The 16,394-nt window shown below is 61.4% G+C and carries 12 protein-coding genes and 1 pseudogene; 3 read left to right on the top strand and 10 right to left on the bottom strand.

The features are described 5' to 3' along the window. Positions 1–179: 179 nt before the first annotated feature. Together AC07W7_RS09725 and AC07W7_RS09720 are read right to left on the bottom strand one after the other, a co-directional pair. Entirely contained in the window at positions 180–1,277 is a 1,098-nt protein-coding gene (locus AC07W7_RS09725; RefSeq protein ID WP_495039205.1) for a DmpA family aminopeptidase, read from the bottom strand. Between the two features lie 9 nt (positions 1,278–1,286). Then, positions 1,287–2,651, bottom strand: coding sequence for an APC family permease (locus tag AC07W7_RS09720; RefSeq protein ID WP_169901401.1), 1,365 nt, complete (start codon positions 2,649–2,651; stop codon positions 1,287–1,289). Between the two features lie 212 nt (positions 2,652–2,863). On the opposite strand from AC07W7_RS09720, the gene AC07W7_RS09715 reads away from it, so the two are divergent. Continuing rightward, a complete protein-coding gene (locus AC07W7_RS09715) occupies positions 2,864–3,658 on the top strand; it encodes a helix-turn-helix transcriptional regulator (protein ID WP_169866356.1) in 795 nt (264 codons plus the stop codon). 20 nt (positions 3,659–3,678) lie between these two features. Here the strand turns inward: AC07W7_RS09715 and AC07W7_RS09710 are convergent. The 4 genes and pseudogenes from AC07W7_RS09710 to AC07W7_RS09695 form a co-directional block, all read right to left on the bottom strand. Then, a pseudogene (locus AC07W7_RS09710) lies at positions 3,679–4,758 on the bottom strand (polyamine ABC transporter substrate-binding protein). 60 nt (positions 4,759–4,818) lie between these two features. Beyond that, positions 4,819–5,160 carry a cupin domain-containing protein gene (locus AC07W7_RS09705; protein ID WP_495039204.1) on the bottom strand — a complete coding sequence of 114 codons (342 nt, stop codon included), beginning with the start codon at positions 5,158–5,160 and terminating at the stop codon, positions 4,819–4,821. A gap of 27 nt (positions 5,161–5,187) precedes the next feature. Continuing rightward, the gene (locus AC07W7_RS09700) at positions 5,188–6,609 is read right to left on the bottom strand and encodes an NAD(P)/FAD-dependent oxidoreductase (protein ID WP_495039203.1); all 1,422 of its coding nucleotides are present in this window, start codon (positions 6,607–6,609) and stop codon (positions 5,188–5,190) included. A gap of 49 nt (positions 6,610–6,658) precedes the next feature. Continuing rightward, complete coding sequence (locus AC07W7_RS09695; protein ID WP_076960924.1) at positions 6,659–7,483, bottom strand: helix-turn-helix domain-containing protein; 825 nt, start codon at positions 7,481–7,483, stop codon at positions 6,659–6,661. A gap of 257 nt (positions 7,484–7,740) precedes the next feature. On the opposite strand from AC07W7_RS09695, the gene AC07W7_RS09690 reads away from it, so the two are divergent. After that, complete coding sequence (locus AC07W7_RS09690; protein ID WP_076960923.1) at positions 7,741–8,013, top strand: DUF1652 domain-containing protein; 273 nt, start codon at positions 7,741–7,743, stop codon at positions 8,011–8,013. A 45-nt stretch (positions 8,014–8,058) separates the two neighbouring features. Here AC07W7_RS09690 and AC07W7_RS09685 read toward each other — a convergent pair whose 3' ends face one another. After that, the gene (locus tag AC07W7_RS09685; RefSeq protein WP_495039202.1) at positions 8,059–10,524 is read right to left on the bottom strand and encodes a UvrD-helicase domain-containing protein; all 2,466 of its coding nucleotides are present in this window, start codon (positions 10,522–10,524) and stop codon (positions 8,059–8,061) included. 227 nt (positions 10,525–10,751) lie between these two features. Here AC07W7_RS09685 and AC07W7_RS09680 point away from each other — a divergent pair, with 227 nt between their 5' ends. Continuing rightward, positions 10,752–11,447 carry a pirin family protein gene (locus AC07W7_RS09680; protein WP_076960921.1) on the top strand — a complete coding sequence of 232 codons (696 nt, stop codon included), beginning with the start codon at positions 10,752–10,754 and terminating at the stop codon, positions 11,445–11,447. A 145-nt stretch (positions 11,448–11,592) separates the two neighbouring features. On the opposite strand, the gene pgm is transcribed toward AC07W7_RS09680, so the two are convergent. The 3 genes from pgm to AC07W7_RS09665 all read right to left on the bottom strand — a co-directional run bounded on the left by pgm (position 11,593) and on the right by AC07W7_RS09665 (position 16,205). After that, the gene (gene pgm / locus AC07W7_RS09675) at positions 11,593–13,233 is read right to left on the bottom strand and encodes a phosphoglucomutase (alpha-D-glucose-1,6-bisphosphate-dependent) (RefSeq protein WP_495039201.1); all 1,641 of its coding nucleotides are present in this window, start codon (positions 13,231–13,233) and stop codon (positions 11,593–11,595) included. Between the two features lie 115 nt (positions 13,234–13,348). Beyond that, positions 13,349–14,749, bottom strand: coding sequence for an aminotransferase-like domain-containing protein (locus AC07W7_RS09670; RefSeq protein WP_076960919.1), 1,401 nt, complete (start codon positions 14,747–14,749; stop codon positions 13,349–13,351). Positions 14,750–14,792: 43 nt separating this feature from the next. After that, positions 14,793–16,205 carry a hypothetical protein gene (locus AC07W7_RS09665; protein ID WP_495039200.1) on the bottom strand — a complete coding sequence of 471 codons (1,413 nt, stop codon included), beginning with the start codon at positions 16,203–16,205 and terminating at the stop codon, positions 14,793–14,795. Positions 16,206–16,394: the final 189 nt, after the last annotated feature.

Here is a 16,394-nt window from a genome sequence, read left to right as displayed (position 1 = left end):
AATATTAAATAGTGCTAAACACTTAAATGCCAGACAGGTCACACTTTAATGCGGAATGGATCCAATACATTGATAGGGACGCACTTATAAAGTGCCACCGTGTCATTGGGATATATTAAATAGCAGCTGCTTTATTGTCGGCCGCTATCACCGGCAAGCCGGCGATAGCGATCTCAAGACTAGCCACGCCACCCCGTCTGGCGCAGGGCCTCTAGCAGCGTCTGCCCCTCCAGCCCCGGCACCCGTACGCCATCGGCGGTGGTCATGTCCTCCCCGGCGAGGATTGCATTGATAATGGCCTCTTCCACCGCCTCTGCCGCCGCACTGAACAAGGGCGAAATATGATCGTTATTGACCATGCTCAGCGCCGTACTGAGGGGCAGGTCCTTGCGCCCATAATCTGCCGGTGGCAGATCATGGTTGCCGGTGGCAAACGCCAGGAACAGATCGCCACTGGAATCCTCGGTCCCGCCGCCGGTGCGGGCGATGCCGATGGAGGCACGTTGCGCCAGGCGCTGGCACTGGTGCGGCAGTAACGGTGCGTCGGTGGCGATAATCACCACGATGGAGCCCATGCCCGGCGTGCCCCGCTCGGCAAACGGCGAGGCAATGTCCATCAAGTGGCGCCCCACCGGATAGCCATCCACCCGCAGTTCCTGGCGCTTGCCGTGGTTGGCCTGCACCAGCACGCCAACGGTCCAACCGCCCTGCTCCGCCGGTAACTTGCGTGAGGCGCTGCCGATGCCGCCCTTGAACTCATGGCAGATCATCCCGGTGCCGCCGCCCACGGCGCCCTCCTGCACCGGGCCGGATTCAGCGCTGGCCATGGCCTGGAGCACATGCTCCGGGCCAACGTGCTGGCCCCAGATATCGTTGAGCAGGCCGTCATAGGTCTCCATCACCACCGGCATGCACCAATACACCGCAGGATCGGCCAGGCTGTCGCGCTCCAGGGCAATCAGGGTGTCGCGCACAATCCCGATACTGTGGGTATTGGTGATCGCCAGGGGCGTGGTCAGCAACCCGGCTTCGCCGATCCATTCCAGGCCGGTGGCGTCGCCGTTGCCATTGAGCACGTGATACCCGGCAAAACACGGCTGTAGCCGCGCCGCGCCGGCCCGCGGCTGGATCAGCGTGACCCCGGTACGCACTTGCTTGCCGTCGATCTGCGCCTTGAGCGTGCTGTGGCCGACCCGAACCCCGGGGACGTCGGTAATCGCATTCAATTCGCCGGGCGTGCCCAACCCCAACGTAATGCCCAATTGACGTGCGCGCATAACCACTCCTTACAGTTTCTGAAACGCCGGACTCGACCGGCCGCTGATGCAATACAGGATCACCGACATTGCCAGCAGGCCGATGATAATCATGATGTCGCGCAGGGAGGCTGCGATAAACAAGGTGAACAATAGATAACCCGCGCCCGCCACGGCCAGCAACGCCGGCACCGGCCACAGGGGCATGCGGTACGGGTGCTCGCGGTCGCGCAACAGCACCCGGCTCATCAGCGCGCTCAGGGCGACGATCAGGTACACCAGCATGATCAACAGCACACTGAAGGACGTCAGGTCCGCCAGGTTAGAGCTGAAGCTGAGCAGCGCCGAAGGGATCGCCAGGAACAGCGTGGCCAGCCAGGGCGAATCCCAGCGCGGGTGGATACGGGTGAAGAGCTTGTTGATGGTCGGCGTCCACAGGGCATCGCGGCCGCTGCTGAACACCACCCGGCCGATCTGGATCACGATGGCGACAATGGCGTTGAACACCGAGAGGAAGATCCCGGCGCTGACCAGGCGTGACAGGGTTTCATTGCCATGGCTGGTCAGCAGGTAGCCGATGGGGTCCGGGCTGCTGATCATCGCACTCAGGGACGGGGCGCCGATCAACAGCGCAGTGATCGGCACCAGCTCGATCACCACCACCAGGCCCAGGGACCACAGCACCGCCTTGTGCACCCCCTTGCCGCCGCATTTCATGTCTTCGGCCAGCAACACTGCCGGGCCGTAGCCGTTGAACGAGAACAGGCCGATGCCCACCGCACCGATCACCAGGGCCCAGGGCGCCAGGTGCAGCACGCCGTTTTCGACGATCTGCGGTTGGAACAGCACACTGGCGGGCTGCACCGGGTTGCCGAAGCCGATAAACACGATCACCAGCAACGCCGCCACTTCCAACAGCAGGCAAGTGCCGGTGATCCAGGCATTGAGCTTGATATTGAGGATGCCCAGGGCGTAACTGCACACCACGATCACCAGGGCCACGGTTTGTGAATCGAATGTCGTGCCCAGGGCATTGTTGAGGTAGGTTGCCGCGCCGGTGGCCAGTACCGGCGGGATAAACAGCAGCATCACCAGCACGGTGAGGAAGGTCGCGTAGCCGGCCATGCCACCAAACACGCGCTTGGCGTACACATACTCCCCGCCGGCACTGTTATGGGCGCGTCCCAGTTCCGCGTAGCAAAAGGCGAACATCAGCGCGAGCAACCCGGCCATGACAAACGCCAGGAACACCCCGCTGCCGGCTTGCTGGATCGCAAACGGCGCAATGACAAAGACGGAACTGGCCGGGGTCACCGCCGAAACGGTAATGGCCACCACATCGAACACACTCAAGGTAGGTTTCAGCACACCGTCAGGCGTGGGGGTTGCGCTCATATCGTTATCCTCTTGTTTATTCTTTTTATTGGAAAGCTGGTTTGAGGCAGAAACGAAAGAAAAAGCCGGCGCGGGATATGTTTCCCGTTGAATGCCAGGGAATCTAGGCGCTGTGCCGGCGCCCGCCAATTCCCCTATTGGAGTACTCCCCTTGACGGGATCGGGCAAAAGCCGAACCCTTGGCCGATCTTTCAGCCATCGGAACCCATCACATGAGCCTGTTCAGGGAAATCGGCATGCATGCGGGCCTGGGGCGTACCGTGTCGCAAATTGGCACCGGGCGTTTCTGGAAGCAACTGGTGTTGCTGCTGCACCAGAACCTGGCCTTCGACAACGCCCTGGCGATCTTCTACCCCATGGACGGCCCGCCCCAGGCGCTGGAGGAGTACGACGCGCAGCCCACCAGCAAACCGGCGTCGATGCTGGTGTACCTCAATGGCTTGTACCTGCTCGATCCGTTCTTCCAGGCGTGCCGCGAAGGCTACGCCAGTGGTGTGTATCGCCTGGAAGAGGTGGCGCCGGATCATTTCCGCCAGAGTGAGTACTTCCTCAATTACTTTCACGACAATGTGCTGGAGGATGAAGTGCAATTCATCCTCCAGCTACCCGGGGTCGGTACTTTGTCGTTGTCTTTGGGGATGCAGCGCGTATTCACCGCCACTGAAACCGGGCTGCTGACGCTATTGGCGGCATGGGTGCTGCCCTTGATGCAGCAGCATTGGCAGCAGAGCACCCGGCGCGCACCGGCTGGCGAGGCCATGGCCAGCCAGATTCGCGATGCGTTGAGCCATTTTGGCAGTGGGGTGCTGTCCGAACGCGAACTGGAAATCGCCCGCCTGGTACTGCGCGGGTTCTCATCCAAGGCCATGGCCGAACGCCTGAGCATCTCGCCGGACACCGTCAAGGTGCATCGGCGCCACCTGTACGCCAAGCTGGATATCTCGTCGCAGCCGGAGTTGTTTTCGTTGTTTATCCAGTCGTTGGGGCATGACCTGGATAACCCATAGGGAGGTCGAGGGTGACTGGCCTACCGCCCGGTACGGATGGTGTTCCAGATCCGCGTGCGAATGCGGTCGATCTTCATCGGCATGGCTTCGAGGGCGAACAGCTTGCCCATCATTTCCTCGCTCGGGTACACCTTGGTGTCACCCTTGATCTACGGGTCCACCAGGCTGTCGGCGGCGCTGTTGCCGTTGGCGTAGTGCACGAAGTTGGTGATGCCGGCCATCACGTCCGGGCGCAGCAGGTAGTTCATAAAGGCATAGCCGGCCTTCTCATCCGGGGCGTCGGCGGGCATGGCGACCATGTCGAACCAGATCGCAGCGCCTTCCTTGGGGATGTTGTAGCCGATCTTCACGCCATTCTTGGCTTCCTTGGCGCGGCTTTCGGCCTGTAGCACGTCACCGGAGAAGCCCACTGCCACGCAGATATCGCCGTTGGCCAGGTCGCCGGTGTATTTCGAGGAGTGGAAGTAGGCGATATACGGCCGCACCTTGATCAGCAGCGCCTCAGCCTTTTTATAGTCCTCGGGGTTCTTGCTGTGGTGCGGCAAGCCCAGGTAATTCAGGGCAATGGGCAGCAGTTCCGGGCCATTGTCGAGGATCGCCACCCCGCATTTGCTGAGTTTTTCCATGTACTCGGGCTTGAAGATCAAGTCCCAGGAATCGACCGGCGCATCCTCGCCCAACACTGCCTTGACCTTGTCGATGTTGTAGCCGATACCGGTACTGCCCCACAGGTACGGGAAGCCGTGCTCATTCCCCGGATCGTTGGTTTGCAGGGCCTTGAGCAGCACCGGGTTGAGGTTTTTCCAGTTCGGCAACTGGCGCTTGTCGAGCTTTTTCAGGGCCCCGCCCTGGATCTGCCGGGCCATGAAGTGGTTGGACGGAAAGACCACATCATAGCCCGAGTTACCGGTCATCAACTTGCCGTCCAGGGTCTCGTTGCTGTCGTATACGTCATAGCTGAAACCGATCCCGGTTTCCTTCTGGAAGTTCTTGGTGGTGTCCGGCGCGATGTAGCTCGACCAGTTGTAGATTTTCACCGTTTCGGCGGCCTGGGTCAGGGACGCCACCAACATCAAGGGCAACAGGGCAATGGGTCTCATGGTTCGATTTCCTGGCGGTTATAGGGCTGTTTTTATGGCAGGCGATCAAGGATCAAAAGATTAGAGGATCAACACATAGGTCTTGCGCACGGTCTCCTGGATATCCCAGATACCCGTGCTGTTGGCCGGCAACATCAGTGCATCGCCGGCTTCGATCTGCAGGGTTTCGCCGTCATCGGAGGTGAACGTGCAGCGGCCCTGGATAAAGTGGCAGAACTCCTGCGCCACGATCTGGCGCCGCCAACGGCCCGGGGTGCATGCCCAGATGCCGGTTTCGACGCCATCGTTGCGCATCACACTGAGGGTGGACGCCACCGCGACCGGAGTGCCCAGGGGCACGGCAACCGGGCTTGAGTCTGGCAAGTGGCAGTCAAGGGTGTCTTTGAACTGGGTAATACTCATGGTCATACCTGTGGTGATTGAAACGACTTAGTGCATGAACCCTTCCATGAAGCCGGCCATCCCGCTGGCCAGCTTGCGCCGCCAGGGCGCGGTGTTTGGGTCGGCGAGGGTCTGGTCCTCATGGACGAAACTGCGGATGATCGCGTTGTAGCCCAGCCAGCGGCACGGCTCCGGCTCCCAGCCCCGGAGGGCATTCAGGCCGCCATCACGCAGGACCCACGGCTGCTGGACCCACGGCTGCTGGACCAGCGGCGTGTCACGCCCCAGGATCAGATCGGCCAGGGTCCGGCCACCCAGGTTGCTGGCGCCCACGCCCTCCCCGCCATATCCGCCGGACAAGGCGATGCCGCTCTGTTGGTCGCACAGCATGTGTGGCCGAAAGCGCCGCGACATACCGAGGTTGCCGCCCCAGGAGTGAGTCACGCGCACCTGCTTGAGTTGCGGAAACAGCTCGCAGAACAGGTAGCGGCGCAATTGCACTTCGCTGTCGGTGAGGTCGAAGTTGTGGCGCAGCTTGCCGGCAAACTGATAGCCGCCACGGGCGCCAAATACCAGGCGGTTGTCGGCAGTACGCTGGCCGTAGGTGACCTGGCGGCTGCTTTCCCCGAAGGCCTGGCCCTGGTTCAGGCCGATTTCTTCCCAGGTACTGGCCGGCAGCGGTTCGGTGGCGACGATCAGGCTCTGCACCGGCAGTTGGTAGCGGCCCAGGGGCTTGAGCGTCGGCGCATAGCCCTCTACCGCCGGCACCACCCATGAGGCGCGGACCTGGGCCTGGTCGGTGCGCAGGCTGCCGGATTGCCAGTGGGTGACCGGGCTGTTTTCGTAGATCGCCACGCCCATGGCTTCGACCACCCGCGCCAACCCGCGCACCAGCTTGGCCGGGTGGATCGTCGCCACATGCGGGGTGTAGACCGCGCCATAGGCCGAGGCGATACGGACCTGCCCGGCCAGTTGCTCGGGGCTGAGCCAGCGGTAGTCATCGTCGGTCAGGCCCTGGCCGTGGAGCTTGGCCAGGTATGCGCGCAGGCTGGCTTCCTGCTCGGGGTAACGGGCGGCGCAGTGCAGCGCCCCGCCCTTGCGGTAGTCACAATCGATACCTTCGCGCTGCAGGACCTGCTCGACTTCATCGGGGATGCCATGCAGCAGGTCAAACGAGGCCCGGCGCTGCTCGGCGGGCAGCCCGGCAAGCAAACGATCTTCGCCCAGCAGATTGCCCATCAACCAGCCACCGTTGCGCCCGGAAGCCCCAAAACCGGCGGTCTGCGCCTCTATGATCACCACCTTGAGCTGCGGCGCGTGGCGCTTGAGGTAATAGGCGGTCCACAACCCGGTGTAGCCGGCGCCAATAATGGCCACGTCGACATCCAGGTCGTGCCCCAGGGCCGCACGCGCCTTGAGCGGCTCTTGCAACTGATCCATCCATAAACTGATCTTGCGCCATGCCGGCATACCAGAACTCCACCACCCAACGTCGATGGCGTGATCCTAGTGCCTGGCTTCAGTCGTCGTCTTGCGCGCGTGCACGCAGGGAAATTTGTTTGACGTAGGCCTTGGGCGACAGGCCGGTATGTTGGCGGAAACAGCTGTAGAACGCCGACAACGAATTGAAACCGGCGGCAAACGCCCGTTCATCGATACGGATCGGCGGCGTGGCGCCCTCCAGTGCCGCCAGCAAATGCTGCAGGCGGGCCTGGTTGACGTAGCGGTAGAAACTCTGCCCCAGCACCTGGTTGAGCAGGTAGGAAATCTGGTTGCGGCTGTAGCCACACGCCTTGGCCACCTGTTGCAGGTCCAATTCCGGGTCGAGATAGGGTTGCTGACGCTGGAAGTACTGCTGCAAATCGTTGGCCAGGTAGCTCAGTTGCTGTGGCGACAAGCCCAGGCGGCTGACGGTCGGGCGCGTGGCCAGGGACTGCAAGCGGCTGGTGGCGGGCTCGTGCACCAGGGACGCGTACTCGTTGACGCGCCAGATCAGCCCGTCACGCACGGTGATCGCCTCGCTGGTGCGAAACGACACCAGGCCCTGGCCACCGCGCAACGTCACGCGGTACTGGATAAAGGCGGTATCGCCGTCGGTGCGGATGCGATCGGTGTGTTCAATGGCCTCGTCGGGGTCCCGGGGCATGCTGGCTTGCAGGTACTCGCGCAACTGGTCAAAGCACACCACGCGGTTCTGGAAGAAGTCGTGGTACTGGATATCCGGGTGGTAGTGCGCCATCACCCCGTCCAGGTCGCGGAGTTTCCAGCACAGGTGATGGCGCAATACCACCTCGGCAGTCGCTGGCGTCTGTTGCGGGCTGTCGGCCGGGACGGTCTGTGGCATACAACACTCGAAAACGGCTAAAGCGCGGAGCTTGCACAACTTTACCGAGCGCTTCAATGGCCAAATGAGGGTTTTCGATAATGGCCTTTTGCCTAAGCATTTGTAAGACATGACCCACGTCATACTTCTTGCAAGCAACTGCCGAACGGGCAGAAAAAACCCCGGTGCCCATGGCGAGTGAGTGCTATTTTTTAAGCTTCACGGTCAGGACCATTGATGGGCCTGGCGCCCTTGCCGCGAGCTAAAGGAAGCGCTCAATGAACAAGGTGGGCCACATGAACAAAGTGACATTTCCCAATGCATGCCAACTGATGCGCTGGCATTTTCACCCGGTGGGCTTTGAAGGCAGCATGGACGCGCCTGGCAGCATGATCGCGCGATTGTTTGACCGCGCAAGTGGCGAAACCCTGATTGCCATCGCCGGCCTTCCCTGTGCCACGGTGATGAATGCCACGGATGTGGAGCGGATTATCGAGGCGATTGAGGCTGAGCTGGAATCGTTTGTGCGACCGCAGTTGCTGCAGGCCTGAAGGGTGGGAGCGGTCTCGCCCCGCGAGGCAGCTCCCACATTTGATCTATCGCGCCTTGGTAGCGCGGCGATCATCAAAGAACGACTTGCCCCCCGCCACCCGATCCGACGCCCTGGGTGCATTCGCCCCCTGGCCTTCCTGCCCTTCGACATACCAATAGCAATGGCTGACCGCCCGGGTAATCCCGACATAGGCCAGGCGCAGCACCTCGTCTCTTTGCGCATTGTCGTAGGGCTCGGCATCCCCGTCCTTGCCTAGCCCAGCCATGCGGTACACCTGGTTCTTGTAGGGCGAGCGGGTCAGGTGCTGGCAATCGCCGAGCAAAAACACCGCATCGGCCTGCAGCCCCTTGGCGCTGTGGTAGGTCAGTTGCTTGAGGCGGCGCATGGCCGGCGGCAAGCTGGAATCAAGATTAACTAAAGATTGAATATGCTCTTTAATCAATAGCTTATCGCTACTTTTTCGATACAACATTAACACCGATTCGCCGCGCTGATAGTGCGCCAGCAATTGCTGCGCCAGGGCCGCCTCGTCCCGATCTAGCACCTGTACCGGCACCAGTGCCTTGGCCGTACCGCTGGCCTTGGCCTTTTTGCCGCTGATCGCGGGGGCGGCCTTAACGATATGTTCGGCCGCATCGATGATGTGCTGGTGGCTACGAAAGTTCTCCCCCAGCATTACCCGGGTGGTACTGGGGGACGGGAATTCCTTGTTGAACTCCATAAAGTACTTGGGCGAACTGCCGCGCCAGCCATAGATCGACTGCCAGTCATCCCCGACACATAACAGCGAGGAATGCTGGGCCCCGCGCCCCACGTGCATGGCCGGCCCGCGTCGGCGGATCTCGTGCAGGCTGGCGCGGATCCACGCCACGATCTGTGGCGAGACATCCTGGAACTCATCGATCATCAAGTGCGACAACGGGCGCAACAGCCCATCGCTGAGCAACCTGAGGTTTTCCGGGGTGTTCTCGCCAAACAGCGAGAACATGCGGTTGTAGGTCATGATCGGCGGCGACTGGTCGAGCAGGTGATCTTCCAGGGCTTTCCAGAAAAGACTCAGGGCCTCGAAGAAACCACGGTCCGGGTCATCCTTGGCAAAGCTCATCTGGCCTACCGCCGTGGGCACATCCAGGCCAAGGTTCTCGATAAACCCGGCCGCGGTGACAAAGCAGTCGAGCAGCGGTGCCGAAGCCAGCTCACCCTTGACCTTGTAATCAAACCCCGGACCGGAGGTGGTATCGCCCGCCAGGCTGCTCAACAGACGCTTGGATGACTCGTAGTTATCCAGCCATATCAATGGTTTGTGACAGAAAGCTTGAAACAGTGTGCGTTTGACCGCCCATTCGGCCCGCACCGACAGCTTGGCCCCGGGCCGGGCGAGCTGTGGGCTTTCCCGGGCGTCGAAGCCCAGCACCACCCAGGCCTCCAGTTCGGCGCTATAGCCATGGCAGTGGAACGACGCGCCATTGATTTCAACGCGCTGGCGGCTGGGCTCGATCCCCTTGATCGGCCACGCGCCGGCGCGCAACCACAGGTCCTCGATCACATCGCACAGCTCTTCATCACGCTTGGCCGCCAACTCGGTGACCGCCACGCGTTTTTGCACATCCGGGTGGTCGCGCTCCAACTCCTTGAGCTGCAGGGCGTGGCGTGCCATCGGCGCGATCAGTTCGCGAAAACGCGCATGCCGGCCATAGAGCCCGTGATAACAGGCATTGAGCTGCTGGCGTTGGGCCTCGTTGATGCGCAGGTCAAATGGGTTGCTATCGGCCTCGTCATCATAGGTGCCGTGGTGCAGGTTCTCGAAGGCCTGCAACCGCTCGAAACCCGGCAGGCTGCGGACCATGGGCAAGATGCGTGAGTGGAAGGTGCGCACCACGGCCTGGGCCTCTTTCAAACCAAGGGGTTGGCCCCACAGGCTGAGGATCTCCATGAGCTTGCTGATAAAGTCCTTGCGCGACTCGCGGGTGAAGGTCACCACGGTCATGGAACTCAGCTCGAAGCCCAGGTAATGGCTCAACAGCAGGATGCGCAGGACCAGCGACGTGGATTTGCCAGCCCCGGCCCCGGCAACCACCGAGGTCGACGGGGTGTCGCTGAAGATCATCTTCCACTGCGCCGCACTGGGCTGCGCATGGGCCGGTAGCAGGCGTGCCACATCGGCCTTGATGCGCTTTTTCAGGTCGGGTGTCAGTGGCAGGCGCCAATCGTCGAACAGGCGGTCGTCTACCCCAGGGGCGCGGTGCTCATCACTACGCAAATCGCGAATCAACAGGACCTGACGGCCCTCCTCGATACCATCGCGCTTGCCTTCGCGGTAGCCATACTCCACCCCCGCCTCATGCCCGCTGCGAAAGCCATCGGCCTGGCCATGCAGCCACGAAAAACGATGCTGGGCCCGCAGACGTGTCAAACCGTGGCCAAACAGCCGGGCAGCCAGGCGCTTGAACAGCGGCATTTGCGCCAGGGGACGCAGTTCGGGGGGCAGATCAGGGGTGTGTTGCGGCACGCGGACTCCTGCGGGGGCTTGGGCGAACAGAAGCCCTATGGTCGCCGGAATCCCCTGACAGTTCCAGCCAATTGCTTTGGCTTCATGCAGTTAGGCGATGAACTGAAGCTGGGGTCTAGTTATGGAACACAGGAAGCAATCGAATTACCTGATGGGAATCAGGCATTTTTTACGCTTTTTATCGATTATGTGCTGCTGGATGATAGGCCCATCAACAGGAGACGATCATGCTTGAACTTCGACCTTTCACTTCCCTGGGCGGTGCCAATCACGGTTGGCTGGATGCCCATCACCACTTTTCGTTTGCCGAGTACCATGACCCTAAGCGTATGCACTGGGGCAACCTGCGGGTGTGGAACGACGATATCATCGCGCCGGGCACCGGCTTCCCACAGCACCCGCACCGCGACATGGAAATCATCACCTATGTGCGCGAAGGCGCCATCAGCCATGCCGACAACCTGGGCAACAAGGGCCGCACCGAGGCCGGCGACGTGCAGGTGATGAGCGCAGGCACCGGGATTGCCCACAGCGAATACAACCTGGAAGCCACGGCGACCAAGATTTTCCAGATCTGGATTATTCCCAATGAAGCGGGCCTGCCCCCTTCCTGGGGCGCCAAGCCCTTTCCCAAGGGCGAGCGCGAAGGCTTCGTGACCCTGGCCAGCGGCAAACACGGCGACCATGAAAGCCTGCGTATTCGTGCCGATGCACGCTTGGTAGCGGCCAACCTGAAGGCCGGGGAAAGTACCGAGTACCACCTGGATGCAGGGCGCCGGGCGTATCTGGTGCCGGCGACCGGGGTGATCGAAGTCAATGGCTTGCGAGCGCAAGCGCGGGATGGCGTTGCGGTGCAAGATGAGCGGGTGTTGCGGGTGACGGCAGTCGAAGACAGCGAAGTGGTGCTGGTAGACCTGGCCTGATCTCAAGCCTGGCACCAAACCAACTGTGGCAGAGGGTTTGTGTAGGAGCTGGCTTGCCTGCGATGCAGACACCTCGGTGTATCAGTTAGACCGAGGCGATGCGATCGCAGGCAAGCCAGCTCCCACACAAGCCAGCTCCCACACGTTAGGAGATGGCGCCATCCACCAACACCTGCGCCTCCTCCACCAGGCACTTGAGGTGATCTTCGCCAATAAAGCTCTCGGCATAGATCTTGTAGATATCCTCGGTGCCTGACGGTCGTGCGGCAAACCAGCCGTTTTCGGTCATGACTTTCAGCCCGCCAATCGGCTGGTCGTTCCCCGGTGCATGGCTGAGGATTTGCTGGATGCTTTCCCCGGCCAATTGCGTGGAGGTGACCTGCTGCGGCGCCAACTTGCCCAGCAGCGCCTTCTGTGCCGGCGTGGCCTTGGCATCCACACGGATGGCGAATGGCTCACCCAGGGCGTCGGTCAGGCCGCGGTAGATCTGGCTTGGGTCCTGGCCTTTGCGCGAGGTCATTTCGGCGGACAGCAAGGCCGGGATCAGGCCGTCCTTGTCTGTGCTCCACACGCGGCCATCCTTGCGCAGGAAGGACGCGCCTGCGCTTTCTTCGCCGCCAAAGCCCAGGGAGCCCTCGAACAAGCCGTCGGCAAACCACTTGAAGCCCACCGGCACTTCGTACAGGCGTCGGCCGATGCGTGCGGCGACGCGGTCGATCAAGCCACTGCTGACCACGGTTTTACCCACCCCAGCATCCGCACGCCACTGGGGACGGTTCTGGAACAGGTAGTCGATGGACACCGCCAGGTAGTTGTTCGGCGCCAACAACCCGCCAGACGGGGTGACGATGCCGTGCCGGTCGTGGTCGGGGTCGCAGGCAAATGCCACGTCGAAGCGTTCCTTGAGGCCGATCAGGCCTTGCATCGCATAGCTGGAGGATGGGTCCATGCGAATCTGCCCGTCCCAATCCACGCTCATAAAGCGGAAGGTCGGGTCGACCTCGGTATTCACCACCTCCAGGTTCAAGCGGTAATGTTCGGCAATGGCCGACCAGTAGCGCACCCCGGCGCCCCCCAGCGGGTCCACGCCCAGGCGCAGATCGGCGCTGCGGATGGCGTCCATGTCGATGACATTGATCAGGTCGGCCACGTAGGTGTTGAGGTAGTCATGGCGATGGGTGGTGTCGGCTTTCAAGGCCTGGGCATGGGAGATGCGCTTGACCCCGGCCAGCTTGGCGGCCAGCAGTTCGTTGGCCTTGGCTTCGATCCATTTGGTGACATGGGTATCGGCCGGGCCGCCGTTGGGCGGGTTGTATTTATACCCGCCGCTCTGGGGCGGGTTATGGGACGGGGTGATGACAATGCCATCCGCCAGCCCACGGGTGCGGCCACGGTTGTAGCAGATGATGGCGTGGGAAATCGCCGGGGTCGGCGTGTATTCATCGCCTTCGGCGAGCATCACCTGCACGCCATTGGCCGCCAGCACTTCCAGGGCACTGGCGCCGGCCGGCGTGGACAGCGCGTGGGTGTCGAGGCCGACAAACAGTGGGCCATCAATGCCTTGCGCCTCGCGGTACAGGCAAATGGCCTGGCTGATGGCCAGTACGTGCCATTCATTGAAACTCAAGTCAAAAGAGCTGCCACGGTGCCCGGAGGTACCAAAAGCGACACGTTGCGTGGAGATTGCTGCATCGGGCTGGCCGGTGTAATAGGCCGTTACCAGTCGCGGGATGTCCACCAGCAATTGAGCTGGCGCCGGTTTGCCCGCAAAAGGACTGAGAGTCATGCAAAAACCTCTGAAAAAGAAGGATTCGGAAAAGGAATGCAGTTTACTGGGTGTTCGACCGCCATGCGACGGTATCTATCCCACAATAATCAGTGATATTTCCGACAGAACCCACTCATCTGTTCTGCCCCTGCTTAAGCGCCTGTGCCAACGCCTCCAACACCAGGTCCAGGCGGTGATGTGTGCTGAGCACATGGCTCAGGCGAAAGTGCTGCTGGTACAGGCCACTCACGCTGAACAACTCGCCGGGGGCAATCACCACCTGGCGCGCCAGCATGTCCTGGAATACCCGACGCATGTCCACGGCCTCGGTCGAGCGCAACCAGTAGGTGGCACCCGCCTGCGGCACCCGGTATGTCACCCGCTCGCCCAGATGCTGCGCCAGGTGCACCTGCATCGCGCAGGCGTGTGCCTTGAGCTGTGCGCGCAAGTCCTGCAGGTGCAGGTCAAGGCGGCCCGTGTAGTACAGCCGGGCTATTGCCCGCTGGCGAAGGGACGACAAACAAAATGCGCGCAACAGGAACTGGCGCTGCAATTGCGCGCTCAAGTGCCGCGAAAGCAGAAAACCATAGGGCGCTTCCGGCCCCATGACTTTCTCAAACGTGGAAAATACGATCAGCCGTGCGGGGTTCACCACATCCCGCAGGTAGCGGGTAGATGCCTCGAACTCCAGCCCACCGTGGACATCATTCTCCAACAGCCAGCAGCCATAGAGTTCCAGCAACCTTGCCACTTGCGTCTGCTCCGCCAGGCTCAAGGCTTTGCCCGTGGCAAGGCCGGGGGTCGAGGATAACAAGGCCAGTTGCACCCCCTCGGCCCGCAGTTGCTGCTCCAGATAGGCCAGGTCGAGCCGGCCCTGCTCGTTGCACGGCCATTCAATCACGCGCACCCCGGCGTCTTGCAGCAGGCGCAGGATGAGCCAGTCACACGGTGACTCCACCAGCACCGCCGCCCCGTTGAGCGCCAGCACTTCGATCAGGATCGCCAGCACACCCCGTAGGTCAGCGCCGATATAGACGTCATCCGCCTGCCAGCAACGTGTGGGCGAACGGGTATAACGCGCCGCCAGTGCCGCCCGCAGTTCCCAGATGCCACACGGCTGGGAATAGGGTTGCAACTGGCGCGGATACTGGCGCACCAGTTCACGCTCCAATTGCAGCAACGGCCCGTCCAGGGACAACAGTTGCGCCGGTTCATCGGCGCTGAGCACCAACATCCCCGGCCTGCGCGCACCGGTATACAGGCGTTCGAGCAAATCACCGGCGCTGCAGCACGGGGTATTGGCGGCAATGGGCAAGGCGTAGTAACCGGACTTGGCCACCGAGTACACCCTGCCCTCCTTTTCCAGCAGTGAGTAAGCGTATTGAATAGTGGAAATCGACACATTCAAACGCTCTGCCAAGTGTCGCAAGGACGGCAGCTTGACCCTGGCCTCGGTGCCCACTTCATTGATCAGGTTGATCATGTAGCGATAGACCGCCTGATAGGCGAAGTCGGCCTGCTTATCCTCCCTCATGACGTTCTCTGCCCGGGCAACGGCTGCCGTAGCGCATCCACCCTCAGCGCCCTGGCACGCCGTGTGGCCCGGTGGTTGGCTCCTCGCTATTGATACAGGCGGCATTGGCCGCGACATGGGTGCGGTACAGATGCTGCAAAAGCGCCAGGGGTAAACCGCTGGTATCGACCACCCAATGCTGGATCAACTCGGCCGACGACTTGCCCTCAAGGGCTTTGTGCAGCTCGGGCAGTGCCACCAGCATGCCGGGATGGCAGCGGCGCAAGAAGGCTTCCAGGCGCTGTCCTTGCTGGATAAACGGTGAGAACAACAGGCACACCAGTTGGCTTTCTTCCAGGCCAAAGAACTCGCGGGCGTAGGTGGCCGCGAGCATGCGCCCGTCCCGGGTGCCAGCCTGGGCAATCAGCAGATCGGGGATTTGTTTACGCCGCATAAAACCGATGGCTTGCTCGATAAACCCCGTGACCCCTTGTTGATAGTCAAGGCCCAGCAGCACTTCCGCTTGCAGGCCGTGCATGTGCGCCATCAGCAACGGGTTGGCGTAGTCCGGGTTGCTGAACTGAAAGGCGAACTCATCCTGCTTGTAGCCCATGAAGTCGTTGAGCAATGCCGTGGGGTCCTGCTCCGCGGCACGTAGCAGATCGGCCACGCCGATATAGGCCAGGTGCCTATGCACCTCCTTGTGGGTGGAGGCATCCTGTGTCGTGTAATGTTCCCCATAGACGTCGCGGTAATAGTCGGCGCTGCAATCATCCATACGGGTAAACAGGGCGTTGAGCGCCAGCGGTCGGCCGGCGTGGCCTTTCATGCCGGCAGCGCGGGTGGTTCTGACCAGCCACGCCAGGTATTGATTCTGCTTGCGCGGCGAATCACTGCTGACCAAGGCATGCACCCCGGCGTCCCAGGCGGTAATGCGGCGGTAGAAATCCCCCAGGGACAAGTAACCGTCGTTGCACAAACTGGCACGGATATCTCCCGAACTCATATGCCCAACCATCAGCATGTTGCGCCGGCCAATATCCTGGCCCGCCGTGGAAGCCGGACGCAGGTGGTTGAAGGGCAAGACTTCCTGGTTTTCCACCATCAATAACTCGACCCGGGGGTCGTCATGGAAAAACAACGCACTGTAGCCACGGTGAATGCTGTCCAGTGCGGCTTGCGTCATCCCCGTATGGCGCAGGGTGGCGACGCGCAACTGAAAACTCCTCGGCGCACGGCCGGCGATGGTCAATTGGGCGGCACGCAGGAAGGCCAATGCATAGCTGCTGCCTTTACCGCCTCCATGGGCGACCAGTACTTTGTAGTCACCGATCTGTTCGATGCCCCCTGCCGCCACAATCAGCCGCTGAATCAATAACTGAAGTGCGGTGCGCTCCGCTCGCGAGAAGTAGCCCTGCAACCGCTGCAACACTTGCTGGTACACATAGTTCATGGCTTGTTCGTGAATAGCGCTCATAGCTTTACTACCTGAGGTTAACTGTCAGTTCCGGGCAAGCAGTTAGGCGTGCCTGTCCGACCTGCTGTTTACTTGGAGTTGACGCCTGTTGCGGCAAAGCTGATAGCTAAATGTTAGCACCGCACAACAAAGCGCCTGTTGGAACATCCCGGCGAAGATGCCATCACCTGCTGAAGAAAGCCCCTACGC

Source organism: Pseudomonas sp. GW821-FHT01D09, from assembly GCF_059422465.1.
The sequence above is the reverse complement of the archived record's forward strand: the minus strand, read 5'-3'. Positions and strand labels throughout refer to the sequence as shown.

Coding starts and splice junctions, on each gene's coding strand:
- pgm (WP_495039201.1), bottom strand. CDS start 13,233: ATGACTCTCAGTCCTTTTGCGGGCAAACCGGCGCCAGCTCAATTGCTG.
- AC07W7_RS09700 (WP_495039203.1), bottom strand. CDS start 6,609: ATGCCGGCATGGCGCAAGATCAGTTTATGGATGGATCAGTTGCAAGAG.
- AC07W7_RS09715 (WP_169866356.1), top strand. CDS start 2,864: ATGAGCCTGTTCAGGGAAATCGGCATGCATGCGGGCCTGGGGCGTACC.
- AC07W7_RS09680 (WP_076960921.1), top strand. CDS start 10,752: ATGCTTGAACTTCGACCTTTCACTTCCCTGGGCGGTGCCAATCACGGT.
- AC07W7_RS09695 (WP_076960924.1), bottom strand. CDS start 7,483: ATGCCACAGACCGTCCCGGCCGACAGCCCGCAACAGACGCCAGCGACT.
- AC07W7_RS09690 (WP_076960923.1), top strand. CDS start 7,741: ATGAACAAGGTGGGCCACATGAACAAAGTGACATTTCCCAATGCATGC.
- AC07W7_RS09725 (WP_495039205.1), bottom strand. CDS start 1,277: ATGCGCGCACGTCAATTGGGCATTACGTTGGGGTTGGGCACGCCCGGC.
- AC07W7_RS09705 (WP_495039204.1), bottom strand. CDS start 5,160: ATGAGTATTACCCAGTTCAAAGACACCCTTGACTGCCACTTGCCAGAC.
- AC07W7_RS09670 (WP_076960919.1), bottom strand. CDS start 14,749: ATGAGGGAGGATAAGCAGGCCGACTTCGCCTATCAGGCGGTCTATCGC.
- AC07W7_RS09720 (WP_169901401.1), bottom strand. CDS start 2,651: ATGAGCGCAACCCCCACGCCTGACGGTGTGCTGAAACCTACCTTGAGT.
- AC07W7_RS09665 (WP_495039200.1), bottom strand. CDS start 16,205: ATGAGCGCTATTCACGAACAAGCCATGAACTATGTGTACCAGCAAGTG.